This window comes from Methylobacterium sp. WL64, from assembly GCF_008039945.1.
Lineage (GTDB): Bacteria > Pseudomonadota > Alphaproteobacteria > Rhizobiales > Beijerinckiaceae > Methylobacterium.
The window spans coordinates 1-14,212 of sequence record NZ_VRVA01000122.1 but is presented as its reverse complement, the minus strand read 5'-3'; the positions used below and the strand labels follow the sequence as shown (position 1 = coordinate 14,212).

The 14,212-nt window shown below is 51.3% G+C and carries 10 protein-coding genes; 2 read left to right on the top strand and 8 right to left on the bottom strand.

What is annotated here, in order from left to right; translation table 11 throughout:
• Positions 1–282: 282 nt before the first annotated feature.
• Both drt3b and drt3a read right to left on the bottom strand, forming a co-directional pair.
• On the bottom strand, positions 283–2,256 hold the full coding sequence (drt3b, locus tag FV242_RS28335) for an antiviral reverse transcriptase Drt3b (protein WP_147941260.1): 1,974 nt from the start codon (positions 2,254–2,256) through the stop codon (positions 283–285).
• Complete coding sequence (gene drt3a, locus FV242_RS28330) at positions 2,246–3,490, bottom strand: antiviral reverse transcriptase Drt3a (protein WP_147941259.1); 1,245 nt, start codon at positions 3,488–3,490, stop codon at positions 2,246–2,248. The genes drt3b and drt3a overlap by 11 nt, the downstream gene beginning before the upstream one ends.
• A gap of 1,318 nt (positions 3,491–4,808) precedes the next feature.
• Here drt3a and FV242_RS35845 point away from each other — a divergent pair.
• Positions 4,809–5,147: an acyl-CoA thioesterase gene (locus FV242_RS35845; protein ID WP_306440332.1), complete on the top strand. Its 339-nt coding sequence runs from the start codon at positions 4,809–4,811 to the stop codon at positions 5,145–5,147.
• Positions 5,148–5,863: 716 nt separating this feature from the next.
• On the opposite strand, the gene FV242_RS28315 is transcribed toward FV242_RS35845, so the two are convergent.
• Both FV242_RS28315 and FV242_RS28305 read right to left on the bottom strand, forming a co-directional pair.
• Positions 5,864–6,178, bottom strand: coding sequence for a helix-turn-helix transcriptional regulator (locus FV242_RS28315; RefSeq protein WP_147941257.1), 315 nt, complete (start codon positions 6,176–6,178; stop codon positions 5,864–5,866).
• Between the two features lie 580 nt (positions 6,179–6,758).
• On the bottom strand, positions 6,759–6,971 hold the full coding sequence (locus FV242_RS28305; protein ID WP_147853368.1) for a hypothetical protein: 213 nt from the start codon (positions 6,969–6,971) through the stop codon (positions 6,759–6,761).
• Between the two features lie 1,050 nt (positions 6,972–8,021).
• On the opposite strand from FV242_RS28305, the gene FV242_RS28300 reads away from it, so the two are divergent.
• Positions 8,022–8,504, top strand: a complete 483-nt coding sequence (locus FV242_RS28300; protein WP_147941255.1) for a hypothetical protein — start codon at positions 8,022–8,024, stop codon at positions 8,502–8,504.
• A 531-nt stretch (positions 8,505–9,035) separates the two neighbouring features.
• Here FV242_RS28300 and FV242_RS28290 read toward each other — a convergent pair.
• The 4 genes from FV242_RS28290 to FV242_RS36400 all read right to left on the bottom strand — a co-directional run bounded on the left by FV242_RS28290 (position 9,036) and on the right by FV242_RS36400 (position 13,088).
• Positions 9,036–9,761 (bottom strand): haloacid dehalogenase type II, encoded by a 726-nt coding sequence (locus FV242_RS28290; protein ID WP_147941253.1) that lies wholly within the window; start codon positions 9,759–9,761, stop codon positions 9,036–9,038.
• Between the two features lie 96 nt (positions 9,762–9,857).
• A complete protein-coding gene (locus FV242_RS28285; protein WP_147941252.1) occupies positions 9,858–11,282 on the bottom strand; it encodes a hypothetical protein in 1,425 nt (474 codons plus the stop codon).
• Positions 11,283–11,357: 75 nt separating this feature from the next.
• Entirely contained in the window at positions 11,358–11,657 is a 300-nt protein-coding gene (locus tag FV242_RS36175; protein WP_281407112.1) for a helix-hairpin-helix domain-containing protein, read from the bottom strand.
• 570 nt (positions 11,658–12,227) lie between these two features.
• A complete protein-coding gene (locus FV242_RS36400; RefSeq protein ID WP_368732202.1) occupies positions 12,228–13,088 on the bottom strand; it encodes a DNA N-6-adenine-methyltransferase in 861 nt (286 codons plus the stop codon).
• Positions 13,089–14,212: the final 1,124 nt, after the last annotated feature.

Sequence of the window (14,212 nt, the reverse complement as noted above, 5' to 3'; positions counted from 1 at the left end):
GGGGGGGGACGTCCGGTACAACCCTATTTAATCGAAGCACCGCTTTGAGCGGTCGTCGTACAGAGCACAAAATTCCGCTCTAGCACCCCTGAAATTTGGATTTGGGTGAGGTCGCTTACTAAACGCTGGGTGTGTGCGTCGCAACGCATGCAACGCTCCTAATGGTTCCTATGAAGACGCCTTTAGAGCTTCCAAGTGCAACCAAAGGTATGAATCGCGTGCTGCCTCGCAGCATCGTCGAATGAAGCGAATAGGAAACGACCTCATAGCTCAGGTAGCAAATTAGTAGACGGCACTCAACTGTTTTCTCGTGATAAGCGAAAGCAGGTCAACGCCTTTCCAGCTAACGAACCAGTTGGCGGATTCGCACTCCTGAATGGCCTGCAACGCCTCTGCATTGTTGGCTTTCTTTATCTTTAATACGACTACTATATCTTTATACAATTTTATTCTATCAGATTCCCGGATGTAGAGACAGGAAATAACATCTAAAAACAAATGCACATCCTGAGAAGACAACAAAAAATCTGGATTTTTGACCAAGCCGCTTCTAATTTTTTCGAATATCTCTTGACGGAGTGCTTCGCAATTGGTTCGATCCTTAATGATATATAAGCACGATACCGCCGAGAAGTAATCCATCTTACCATCATTAAACAGAATTTCTCTATACATTCGTTCGTTAAAGTTATAGTCGGCAGCTATGTCATGCATTGCGATCAGCACATTTAGGACTTCGACTGGTATTGTACCTTTTCTTTTCGTAATAGCCGCAACCCTAGCGTCACGAATCAACTGCATCGTCCAACGCACGACTCGGTCTTGAAAAAAAGGAAGCCGCGACTTGAACCGTTCCTCGAACGATCGTGCCCCTATAACAATGCTCTTACTAAGCGTAAGCGATGCCGCAACAGTAGGATTCATTGTGTAGAAGAAAAAAGAAATTTCTAGCAATAAAATAACCGCCTCGACAAACGATTCCTCGTCACAATTGTCGCCGGCGAGGCTGATAGCAACATCGTCGACGAGGTTTGTGATACGTCTGGAAACAGCCGATATGATGTAACTTGAGACATCCTCATAGCTAGAGTTACTTTCGGAGCATGCGGATTTAATTTCCCGAATAATGTGCTTGTACAATGAGTTGTAACGCCTGATTGGCTTAGGAAAATTATAACGTGTCCCACCTTTATGGTCAGATCCGATAAACAGCTCAAAGAACTCGCTTAGTTTACTACTGATATTATCGATAACTTTTGATTTTCTAGTATAGAATGGTCGGTCGACAACAATCGTCTTATGGTCATTCAGGTGTAATTTGTATTCACCCAGGCATGACGCAATTACTGATTTTATTAGTTCCAGCCTATCGGGCGAATTGCAAAAAACATAATAGTTGTCAACATATCTGCGTATCAAATAATCCCTTTTTAGTTGCATACCCTCTCTAACAAGGCAACCATCGATGTCCAAGTCAACTCTATTAAGAATTATCTCCGCAAAAATCCTGCTTACTTCTGGACCAACGCAAATACCATTCGTTTCATTGTAATTCATCTTCTGCATTAAAGAGTCAAAGTGAGAACCGAAATGGTTTGAATGGATGTTTTTCTTGGCAAGATTAATGTTTTTCAGCGCCCACGCAACTGAATGAGTATATATGCTACCAAAGCACTTTGAGACATCAAGCACAAGCATATGTGCAAAATTTTTCTCAATATTCACAAACTCAATTGAACCGAAGAACTTATGCAGTCGGTCGTACCCATTATAAGCGAAATAGCTGGCTGGATTTCTCACCAGCTTGTCTATCTCTGTAGTATCAACGGAATTACCTCTATATTTATTTTTCTCTGAAATCTTGGATGGGAAATAGAACGCACTCCCAATTCGATTGGGTGACCTTATACTAAACTGACCAATTGATGAATAGTAACAAATCAGATTCTCATGCTCTTGATAGAAATTACATACATCAATCTGTGCGGCGGGATGAAGAAGACTCAATTGTCTTACAGAAGTGCTGTCTTTAGCGATGTTATATCTAAACGGTATTGTATAGCTATGCTTTGAAAATAAGGTCGAAAGCATAATTTTCATATGCCCGCGAAAGGTATTTTTCTGAAGAACATTCAGGTAGAAATTATTGTTTGAAAAAATGATGGGGACCTCAAAAGGCGAGGTGTCGGTTAGCAGCACTCGATTATAATCGGCGGCATTGAGCCTCCCTCTGATACTAACAGTTTTAGACATCATTCCAGCATTTCTTCAGAGCGCCGATGGCTTTAGGATTAAAAGCAAAGTGCGTTTTATCGATGAAAGCACGCTCAAACGAATAACGTAAAAGGCGGGATTTTTGTTCTCGCGTCAAAGATACTTGCAGACGAGCGCAAATTTTACCCTTATTTGACAGTACCATCTTTTTATAGAAACTATCTAATTCTTTCAGCGCCCTTGAAGTATCTGAGTTGATAAGCCGGTAGTTGTGATAAATACCTACGTTTCTGGGGCGACTTCCACTAAAGTCAGCAATGGAATAGTTCGAGCTAAGCAATCTAATTCGACTTTCCAGATTATCGAAATTTGAGTCCTTCAGAAAATTAACTAACGAGATACACAACCGAGATTTCATTCTTATAATTTTTTTATTTGCGATATCGAGGTTTACTTCACGGCCGATCCGTTTGCTTTTGTTGTATCGAGCGAAGCCGACACGAAAAACATAACCCAGAAAATCGAACTCTTCTTCAACGGTTGCTGTATGTGCCGGGTCATATGCCTTGAAAGTAAAGCATTTTGTTTTTTGTAGATTTGATGTCAAGCCCGGCGGCAGCAATTTGTTTATGTGATCTATGAACTTTACGTGGTCTTCATCGCCTTGTGTAATGAAAACCATATCATCTACGAAACGGCAAAAGAAAAAAACACCTTCGATACGTGATGCCGCACGATCAAATGGTCTCATAACGTATTCGCTCAAAACAGAACTCAATGAAAGGCCACGAGGCAACCCCTCGATACCTCTCTTTTGCATCTCTTCAAAAAATGAAGTTAGAAGCCGCGTCGTTGTTGGGGGAAAAGCGGCGTCGTCGACAATTGAAGGAAGGAACAGATCCGTTCTGATGGAATCAAAGAATTTTTTAATATCGATTTTGTAAAGCTTGAATGCCACACCTTCGCGACATAGAGATTGAATACACTTCACAATGTGGCTTCGGTTGGACTGTCTAACGCGTGTAACTTGTCTTATATTGCGAGCTATTTTCCTCAAGACTATTTCATCAGATAACTCGCTGAGACAATATACTAACGAACCGCCAATCGTTCGCTGCTTGATTTTAACATCATCGTATCCCAAATCGACTCTTCGAATAGCTTGTTCGATTACGGCATTGCGATGCTCTTCGATTAACAACCGTCGATTATTGACATAATCATTATAAACTATTTCATGTCGTAAAGTCTTGGAATGGAAGGTTGGATCGTACATGACTAAATGAAGTTATTCATTGTATTGTGGTTCTGCGTTTTTTCCGGTGGACTTATTCGAAACAGAGCGGTGTGCTGCTCCGCCGGCGTCTGGCGTGTCTTTGTAGGATAGACGTTTGCTTCATGTGACGGCAGCGTGGGGGGGCTAAAGGGGGCGAGAAGGAGGGCATTCATCACTACCTACGGTTAGGCTCGGGTAGGCAGTTCATCACAGACCTTGGCCATTCAGCAAGAGGCATAGCTTGCTTTAGGTTGTAATGTGATCCGAGCCGAAAACCGCGCTTACCCGACGCTGAATGGCTGGACGGCTGGACGGCTAGACCGAGCTGGAAACGATCATACAGTTCGCCAGGAACGGGGATTCTCTAACCGTCATCCGGACCGACAGGCTTGCGTGCTCCATCAGAGACCTTGCCGCCCTGGTGTGCGGCTAGAGGCCAAAGATGCATCCCTGAGGCTGATTGAACAGCCAGTGGTTGTGTGATCGCTGTCGTGAAACGCCATGAGGAAAGTTAGGTGTCACTCATGGTGGGATTGTCCGCTTCGAACACTTCATATGTCGGCAGCGACGTAGGATCGCCCTTGCTCCCGTTCCCCGTTGAAGGATCGATCTCACCCGGGCGGAAAGGGTCCTCTATCAGTACGCCGGAGTCCTCTTACGGTTTAGGTGTGTAAGCCTGTGGCATGGCTACCATCCTCTCTGCGTTTTAAGACAAATCCTTCAAGGGCAGCGTCTACAAGACGACACTTCGTTCAGATTGAGCGTGTCCGAGGCTCATGGAACCTCCCAGCTACGGATCACGGTCACCTTGTTCCACGATCTACCCGCTGTAGGTGTCCACCGGGGGGAACAGACAGCGGTTCACATGATGCGTCGAACAGCGTTTTCCGCGGCAGTTCTGGTGTTGCTTATTGGCGCTTCACTGGCCAGGGCGGCGGGCAATCCGGTGTCTGTCCCAGCCAGGCATGATGGACACTGGACCATCGAGGCGACGACAGTTAGAGGGGCTTGCCCAGGCACTTTGAGCCTGACGATGGACGTCGTCAACGGCGAGGCAACCGTGTCCTCCAGCATCCTGTACTTGGTTAGTGGCGGGATCTCATAGGCTGGAGCTGTGCGAAGAACCATCTCGACGACGGCGGCGACGGCGCTTGTAACTGAAGGGGTTTTGCGGGGATAAGGTCGGCCGTGGCATGTGGCGGACGCAAGAGGGCAGCTTGCTGACCTTCAGCGGTAGTTGGACAGCACATCGGGCGTGAGGGTCTACGAACCAAGATCCGGCTGAGCCGTTCGCTTATTACGAAGGCTCACCGTCTCCATGAGCGGTCGCCTGAATGGCACCGTAGGATGGAGTGGGGATATGGCCGACGAAATCCCATTCACACTTGGCGGTCCCCATTTACGGCCAATTGCCATGCCTCGAGACACAGATGCGTCCGGAGCCATTTTTGGAGGCTGGACCGTCTCTCAGATGGATTTGGCAGGAGGGACTTTCGTAGCTCAGCGGGTGCAAGGGCGCTTCGTCACCGTCAGCATTGATGCCATGCGGTTTTTACGACCCATCGAGGTGGGCGACGAGGTAAGTGTCTACTGCTCCCTCCAGGAAGAGGGTTACAGCTCGATAGCGGTCAAGATCGAGACATGTGCTCGGGATTGATCCGGCAGCAATGCGGAGAAGGTGATCGAAGAGGTCTTCACCTACGTGGCTCTGGATGAGAATGGAAAGCCTCGCCATCAGAACGACGATTAGTCGAAATAGCCACGCTCGGACAGGATAGTTGGGTGACGGTTGGGTTGCCTTCCCAGGAGGCTGCAACGTCGATCAATCAGCATCACAACAGCCGGTGAGCCGAACGAAGCCCCAAATGCTTCTGCGGCGTCTGGGCGCCCGAACCGAGACTGCTCCCTGGGGGTTTACCTCACATGGAACAGATCTTTTGCCGGGTCGTGGTCGCTGCACCTGGATGCACCACCAGGATCGAGTCTGAGACAGAACGGAAAGCGGCAGATGCCGCAGAGGCTGTTCTGCGTCTATATAGAGGGCAAACGCAGTCGGTCACGGTCGAAGTCGAGTGCTTCGACGGCCACGCAGCCGATCGTATTCTGGACTATCTATCAGATTTGGCTGACGAATGGGAACGGGTTTGATTTTGTATTTTTAATTATCTCTAGAGTGAGCTAAACAAGACAACACAGACAGAGCATTATTTAATCATGTTTTTCTTCTTTTCAAATCGTCTTGGCTGTCTCGGTTCAATCGTCCTGTCGCTTGTGCTTACGCTGGTTATCGTCGCAATCTTTCGAGGATTTTAGCCAACCGTAATCGTTTCGCCGCAATTTTAGTCCCTGTGCTTAAAGTATTGAGACTTTGTCTTAGCTGGCGTCATGGCTTTCATGTTGTTCGTCCCTGAACGCTGTAACCGAGCTAAGCCATGTAATGGCTGGCACCAACGTCCTTGCATTGAGGCTGCAATGGTGCACCCGACCTCGGACGTCCCGCTGGATGAGGTTTGCCTCTTCGAGGACCTTAACGTGTTTTGAAGCAGCGGCAAAAGACATGCTGTAAGGCCGAGCGAGCCCTGAGATCGTATGGCTTGCAGAAATCAACTGCTGGATCATCGCTCGACGGGTCGGATCCGAAAGGGCATGAAACACGGCGTCGAGGCCGCTACGAGGATGCTCAACCATTTGGGTGAATGTCTCATGCCGCTAGCTGGCATGCAAGAATTCGAGCTTCGCAGCGCCATTCCGAAATTCACTGGCAGTCTGTGTCGTCGGCTCCGTTAGCCCCTCTATCGGCGAACTCGCATGTCATTTCCCGCTGGCGTAGGCTGCTGAGGGAACGAGGTGCCTCGAATGTCAGATCGCCGAGAACTCTACCAAAGCCCAAGCGGTGACGTTTGGTATCTGGCTAGGGAACCGGGGGACGGAAGTGCCTTCATCATCCATCAGCCAAATGGTCCCTCAGGGGGGCGAAGAAGCCATATTGAGCTAGGAACCTTCCTAGCCGACGGATCGGGAAAGCCTGAACAGCAAGCCCTGCTTCGATTGATTGTAACGCTGGTGTCCGTTCCGCCGTATGCCGACCAAGGACATAACAGTTAAGCCGGACCGCCAACGGGGTCGGCAAAGCCAACTGCCGTGTTCCAGTCGTCACGGTGAGTGGTTCAAGGAGACGTGTGTTCCTAAAGCATCTATGCGGGTTCGCCCAACTCAGCCGTAAGCGGTTAGGCTACGGAGCTTGGCAGAGAAGCGCCTAAGAATTTGGTCAGCTATCGACCTGCTTGGCAGTGACTTCCACAATCTGACCGTTGGCATCGAGCACCTGGAAGGCAGCCTCGATCGAACGGAGTTGGTAGGATAGAACTTCGGCCGTTCCAGCGTCCCAAGCCTCCCGCAAATCGGCGAACGAGCTTTCCATCCGTTTGGATGGGAGTGGCTCAATTTGGTTCAGGAAGAGGATTCGGACGCCGTAGCTCATGATCCAGTCATCGCACGGCCATCTGCCAGGACCAAGCCACGGGCAGGACGACGTGATTTCATCCCGGCACACATCAGCCTGGGCAAAAGCGTTGGGTGCGTAGGGACCTTTCAGATCGCTTGGATGTCGGAACCACTCCGGACAGCTCGAGGTTTCTGCCCATATTCCTGGTTCATACCATTCACGAAACGAGGGCTCATGAGTGTGCCTATCAAGCCGCTTTTGGCCCTTGGGATCGCCTTCGCTGCAGGAGTTGGGGTGACCGCAGCCTATGTCGGCACCAAGCCTGAAAAGCCCATGCCCCACGAAGGGAAGATCAGCGGGATTTCGGATGGAGTTGCGGCATCAGCTGCTGCGAAGGAGGCGTCCCCTACAGGCCCAACTAGGAGTTCGGCAACGGAGGCACTGGATGCCCGGTCTGCTAGGAACGAATGGGTAGACCCGGTCAAACAGCGTTCAGTGGCGACGACTACTCGTCAGCCTTTACCCCCACTCGTGTTCAACTTGGACGAAAAGCAGGAACACGGGCCTGACCGAGCTTCCAAAGAGCCGGAGCAAAGGAGCCCGAGACAGGTCGATCAATCCATTGTTGCCCAAGCCATCCCGCCCCGACGGCCGGGTGTGTTGGAGCTTCTAGCTAAGTCTGAAAACCGTCCCACTGACGCCGGATCTGATACAACGGATCGAACTCTTCTGTCGCAACGAGTAGCTGAAGCAACGTCACGGCGAACGCAAACGCTTCCCTCTGCAATCAAACCAAACCGTAAGCCCTCCACTGACAGAGCCGCTTCCCTAGCGGAAAAGCAAGGTGGCTTTTATCCTTCTACGACCAAACAATCGCAGCATGTAGATGTAATGCGTGACGCACACCCCGATGTATCGCAGCACTACTATCCTTCCAGTCGAAATGGATATGTGGATTTTCACCAAAGAGTTCCGCAAGTAGATCGTAGGGGTTATAGGCAGGCATCTACCTCTGAAACATCCTCAGGGGTCATACGCTGGCTGAACCAGTGATGAAATTTTTCAACTTTGACAGGCTCCAGTGGAATGATTGGCACAAAACATCTGGCGGCAGTTGGCTTGATTGCCGTCGCCTTTATTTCTCCTGCAAAAGCAATCGCTCCGCAGGAGATGAAGGACCGCACAGCATTCATCGCCGATCGCTACCTGCAGATTTGGTCATCTAGCAATTTGAGTCCGGTTGCAGGTGTGCCTTACATGTATGGGCGAACAGTCCAGTTTTACGGCAAGCCATACTCCCAAGCAGATCTACAAGCGGAGAAGCGACGAGCTATCTCGCAGTGGCCGATCCGGCGTTACGTTCATCGACCAGGTACTATGCGCATAGATTGCAATTTTGCATCACAAAAGTGTGCAGTTCGATCGACGATCGATTTTTCTGTTTCCAATCCGAGTCGGGGCACTCGAAAAAGTGGGTCAGCAAAATTTGATTTAGGAGTGAGCTTCGCTGGTCCTCATCCCGTAATCCTTTATGAGGGCGGCAGCTCAAACAAAAATCGAAATCTCTAGACAGCAAGTGCAATAGCAGCCGAGGAATAAGTTAGTCTCAGCTACTGATTGAACGTCGGATTTGTTCAGGTTCCTATAGACGACCGTTAGCCCTCCCGTTGACGGATGGCGTTCCGCTATAATCGTGAGAGTCGGCAGGGATGCAGATATACCGCTACCCCGTCGTATAGATTTAACGGCCCGACGCAGCACCGCTGCTCGATGATCCTGAACCCGAGCTATCCTGCTTGAAGCCGGCAGCGTTCGGCGGGCCTTTCATTCGACCATCTCGGTTCGGCGTGGAGTCCGGTGTTTGAGCACCGGCTGTTCCTGTAGTTTCCGCCTTACCAAAGCCTGCGGCATTGCGCGATCCCTGCATCCGAGGGGCGGAACCCGAGCTACCGGCGGCACCTTGGTTCTCAGCGGCCAAGCTGGCAGTTCCCATCGACAGAAAGCTTATTGCTGCGATCAAAGCGGTCTTCCGCATGGCAGATTTCCTTAGGCGTTCCTCGGTCACTTCTCCTGAGTGACCTCCTTACCAACGCCTGTGATTTAGCTCCGCTCCCGACGAGAAGGGCTCATAGGGGCAGATAGCAGCAGCGGCAGGTCAGTGAGGTCGCTCAGGACAGCATGTGGGTGCCAGCGAGGATCGAGGGGCTCACCGACACGATCTATCCACACGGACCGAATTCCAAGCTCATGGCAGACCTTCATGTCTGTGACCTGACCCGTCCCAACGTGAATCGTTTCCTCCTTGGTGACCCCCAACGTGTTGTAGGCATGTTGGAAAAGACGGTGATCCGGCTTGTAAGCCCGAGCCTGCTGAGCCGTGATAACGAATTCGATCGGGACCCCAATCGCCTGAACTGTCTCAGCGATTAGGTCATTATCCGTGTTGCTGATGATGGCGAGCTTGTAGCGTTGCCGTAGCCGGTTAAATGCAGCCGGCACCTCAGGATGTGGCTCGATCCGTCGGAGGATGGATAGCAGGGTCTGGTGATCATCCTCCGTGCCTTTGTAGCCCGCATCTGCCAGCACCTCATCCAGGCTCAGTCGAAGAATGGCTTTGTAGTCCTGGAACGGTGGGCGGTCTTGATGGAGCACTGCCCTGCTACGCAACTGGTCTGCCAGAGTGACTGATCGCTTTTCAAGACCATCTCTAGATAGGTGATTTGAGAGAATCGCCTTGGCCGCCTCTCTTACAGCTCGATGCCATTGGACCAGTGTGCCATAGCAATCAAAAGTGACGACCTTCGGGATAGGATCAAGCTTGAGCATGAGCGTCAGATACCTTGATTCGAACGCCTTGCACTAAGTAGCCCTGCGATCGGGTGAGCGCATATGGGTTAGACAACTCAACCGTTGATTGGTAGGTTAGTTCAAAGCGTATCCCAAAAGCCCTTCGGACGTTTGGCCTTCACACGCAGGGTCGGTCGAGACAAAGTGGCCAAGGCCGGCAGCGTTGCAGCGATAGATCGGATGAGTGCCCGTCTGTTGACTGTCATAGACGTAGCCAGTCTGGCCTAGCGGAGTATGACCCTCGCAACTCGGATCACGGCTCAGAAAATGGTCGGAGCCTGCTACGCAACTCATGAGCTTGGAGGTCCCGAATCTCGGTATAAGGAACAGAGAGCCGACGTTCGCTTCGAAGGCGTAGCTGGGATCGGTGTAGCCCGTAGTAACCCAATGACCATTCGGTCCAAGGGTTCGTTTGAGCGGGGCATGATCAGCCGTGCTTGCCTCGGTTGCCGTAGCGATCTGCCATGTGCCTGGATACGGATCACCGCCTGAAAAGAAGACGGTGATGTTTGGCAAGAATGGTGTCAGATTGCCGTAGAGGTCACGTTGGAAGCCGGGACTGTGATTTAGGTAAAAGCCTGTGACGTCGCTGTTCAAATAGCCCACGGGGAACCACTTCGCTAGTTTCCCACTTAGAAGGGCTTTCAGCGGCATCTTGTAGAGACCAAGCTGGTAAGTCTCCCTGTCCGGGTTGCGAACTGGGTCCTTGCAGGCCACCTGCTGACAGTTGCGACCCGGAAGGCCAGTAATGACGTAGACATCGCCTTTGGTTTGATCATAGGCGAAATCCGAATTCGGGTTGACGGTAGTGCCATCAGTTGCCTCGTTCGGTATCCGTATCGGCGGGTCGAAATTCACTCCATCTGCAGTGTGGCGAACGTAAAGATCTCCAAAGCCAGCAATACCCTGGGGACCGCTCAGATCCGTTGTGAAGACGAGCAAGTTCGAGCGGCCATCGACGTTGATCGTTGCTGGCTGGCCGTTACCATAGTTGCCTTGAGCAACCGCTGGATTGAGCGGCGATATGACAGGCTTGGGATAGTTTACCCAGTTGATTTTGTCGTTTGAAAAAGCTAACCCTGTCTGATTGTTGTTACCCGGTGCGTTATCGACGCCAGAATAATACATGGCGTAAGTGTAACGCTGACCATCTGCTGGATTGGCAAAACTGCCTTTGATCACGCTCGGATCACAGACATGCACCCGGTTCCAAGAACCAGATGTGGGTTGAAGGACAATTTGAGCAGGTGAGAAACCCGTCTGAGGGCTGTAGGACCGGTGGAAGATAACGTCGGTTTTACCTTGACCACACCACCAAAAATCCGTTGTTCCATTCTCGGTGATCACGCTCGGCGCGTAGTTGTAGCCCTTTGGATTGGCCTCGTTGGCGAAGAGAGCTTTTGATGCTGGTCCTGTCCATCCGGCGTGTGCAGGCTTCAGGAACTTGGGAACAGCAAGTAGGACGGCAACGGACCAGGCGGTAGCCAACTTCCGTTTCACATAACCTCCAAAGGGCTTAGTTAGCTGCGTCGACCAGGTGAAGATTTAGGGCCATCTAACCCTCAATTGCCCAAGCTATTTGACCGTCACGGCCCCTTTAATCGCTTCGTAGTCGCTTCGCTTAAGAACACGTCGAGCAAGAAGTTCGTCAACTGAGACGTATGGGCGAAACTCAATGATCCGCTTTCCGATCATTCCCGCCCCAAGGGCGTTCAGTTGCTCCACGGAAGCCGAGTTGAGATCGACGCTGCTAGCTGTGGCAACAGACTGGTCGACAGGACCGTTTGTTGTCGTGGCGGCGCTTAAGCCAGAAGTCGATGTATCCTCAGTCGATTTGGCGGGTGATCGGATATCCGCCGATGCAGATGGACTCACCGTTTCCGTAGAAGGTGATTGCACAGCTGGGGTTGCAGCTGAGGAAGCCGATCCTGACGGCTCTCTGCCAAGTGACGTAGGGGCGATGCGCTGAGCGGAGCCAGAGGATGGCCCAGTAGTGATGATGCGAATGGGCTGGCCACTCGAATCCGCCGTTCGCTGCTGCTGAGAAAGCGGGACAATGGTAGCAGCCTGCTTTTCTCGACCAGATTGGGGCCGGGGACCGTAACCGACCCATACGCTGGTCAGAACCACTGCGACAACCGCCAGAATGGCGCTGACGGAAAGAGCCGATTTGCCCACTGACGAAACCTGATTGATGATCTGACGCTTGATTGCCCCGTCGACATGTCCCTATCATGGCGTCCTCCCGGAAGCCCAACCGTAGCTCGGCTTTGAAACGGAGCCCCCTTGGTAGAAACCGAACTAGCTCTCTGATTTTCTTAGCAAAATCACGAAAGCAGACGAGTTCCTACCGAAACACTTTGAACCCCTGCCCCTAACCGAGACACGGTCGTTCATCGAGGACGTTGACGTTCCTCGGACTACTGTCACGCTTAGCTGCAGCAATCAGCCGGGTATGTTTTTTGCTGCAGGAACGTGCCACGCCCCTAACAGGGCGGTACCCAGCTGAGCCACCTGCATCGCACTTGCTCCCCACACTACCACAGCTGATGGAAACGGTGCCGGCATTGCCCCGTCCCCAAACTTTAACCGTCCCCGCAGCATGAACACGTCAGCTGCCCCGGCAATATGCCGGTGCCACCAACGGGTATCGGTACGAGCAGGCACCAGGCCGACCACCACTGCGTTGCTGGCTCCCTCCTCGGCACACTTGGAAATCCAGGAGCCAATCTGACGCCCGTAGGTTGGGTTCACGAACACAAGCCCTCGCCAAGGCACGGCCAAGCCGTTGTCATGAATGGTAAGCCGGATTCGAGCTTTCACCCGTGCCCTGTTGGCGTCCGTTGAGGCTGCACATGGATCTAGGTCAAACCGACCGAAGACGCTTTCCAGAGCGGCCACAAGCTCCGGCGGGGTCTCCCAGCCGTGATGGACTGAGCTATTGCCGGCTGCAATGAAGAACCCAACCGTCGCATCTACCGGGGCAAGGTACAGTCCAGCCCCGACTGCAGCCCCATACATCTCAAGAGTTTCCAAACGACCTGGCCCGCCAGCTTCCAGGGCGGCCAATGTGGTACGTGATACTCCAAGCATACATGCCAGTGCCCGCCGACTCACCCCACGGCGCTTCCGTAAAGCAGCCAAGGAGGGACCTAGGGGACCTACGACCAGACTGCGACCTCGTACTTCGTACCCAAGTGCGCCCAACGCCGCCCATAAACTCGTAAGCGTGCCCCGGCCCTGTTCCAGGTTATGCACTGCTGCAACCCCAATCCCAGCTACTTCAGCAAGTTGAAGCTGTGTCATTTGTTTAAGGCGCACCGCTCGAAACGCCGACCCAATCGCCGAAAGTTGGGCCACGGCGATCCTCCACCATCCCGGAATACCCGGATAGTTGGGCCAACCCGATACCTCGAGTCAACACGTAGTTCAGTGGGGTATACTTCGTGCTGCGTCTCCAATGACGTCGACAATCATGCTTTTCGTCAAATCAGGCACGACGGCTTAGCTGCAGGCATCACGAGGCTCTGCTGAAGGTCAGACCGGACGCTTGATGCGGGTATCAAACGTCAGATTTCAACCGCCAGGCTGCTAAGATACGTTTGATGAAATTCGGAAGGAGGCTATAAATAAATCCAATAGATATTGGATAAATTCCAGATAGTGAGTGCTGTTGATTAGCCCCTGGATCGATCGCAACCTACAGCAATCGTGCTACTTGCTGGCTGGATGGGCAGGATGTAGAAGTGCGGCACCAGATGGTAAGGAAACCGCACTTCGACAAACCGTCGTTACAGAGATATCTAAGACATTGAGTTCGTTTGAGCGGAAGTGCCCTCAAAGAACTCATATGCTTTTTTCATCGTAAGATTACCCTTGTAACCCTTAGATTCTCTGATTTCCTTAATCGCCTTTTTCAACAATCTTCGAATCATACTCGGCTTACCTTTAAATGAATTACATAGGTCATTGTAGGTTGAGCCAATACTCAAGCTTCCAACAGCAATTCCAGATCCAGCTGAATTACAAACATGACACCAAAACTGAGGAATTGAGTGACTAGAATGGAATGAGAATTTAGTGGCTTGGGAGCCACATCGACAACTTACTACAAACGGCTTACTATCCATAATCCGCTTTAATCGACAATATTCTCGATACATAAAGGATGATTGATCAGCACTCTTACAATAATTCTTTACGTAAACTGGATCTTTGAGCATTACCCAATGAAGGGATCTCCCTAAATAAGGACCATATTTTAGTATGTATTCGTAAATCCTTACAGGACTCGTTTTAATAGGTAATTACCCACGCCATTGATGGCTGGTTTCAGGCGCCGATGGTCTTGAGAATGGTGCCGAAGGGACTGCGGCCTGCGAGGCGCGCGGTATCGACGACGGTGCGGATGTCGGCCTCGCCCTCGGCGG

Excerpts from the sequence above, each read along its gene's own strand:
- FV242_RS35845 (WP_306440332.1), top strand. The coding sequence starts at position 4,809 with ATGAGCGGTCGCCTGAATGGCACCGTAGGATGGAGTGGGGATATGGCC.
- FV242_RS28290 (WP_147941253.1), bottom strand. The coding sequence starts at position 9,761 with ATGCTCAAGCTTGATCCTATCCCGAAGGTCGTCACTTTTGATTGCTAT.
- drt3b (WP_147941260.1), bottom strand. The coding sequence starts at position 2,256 with ATGATGTCTAAAACTGTTAGTATCAGAGGGAGGCTCAATGCCGCCGAT.
- drt3a (WP_147941259.1), bottom strand. The coding sequence starts at position 3,490 with ATGTACGATCCAACCTTCCATTCCAAGACTTTACGACATGAAATAGTT.
- FV242_RS28315 (WP_147941257.1), bottom strand. The coding sequence starts at position 6,178 with ATGGTTGAGCATCCTCGTAGCGGCCTCGACGCCGTGTTTCATGCCCTT.
- FV242_RS36400 (WP_368732202.1), bottom strand. The coding sequence starts at position 13,088 with ATGACACAGCTTCAACTTGCTGAAGTAGCTGGGATTGGGGTTGCAGCA.
- FV242_RS28300 (WP_147941255.1), top strand. The coding sequence starts at position 8,022 with ATGATTGGCACAAAACATCTGGCGGCAGTTGGCTTGATTGCCGTCGCC.
- FV242_RS28305 (WP_147853368.1), bottom strand. The coding sequence starts at position 6,971 with ATGAGCTACGGCGTCCGAATCCTCTTCCTGAACCAAATTGAGCCACTC.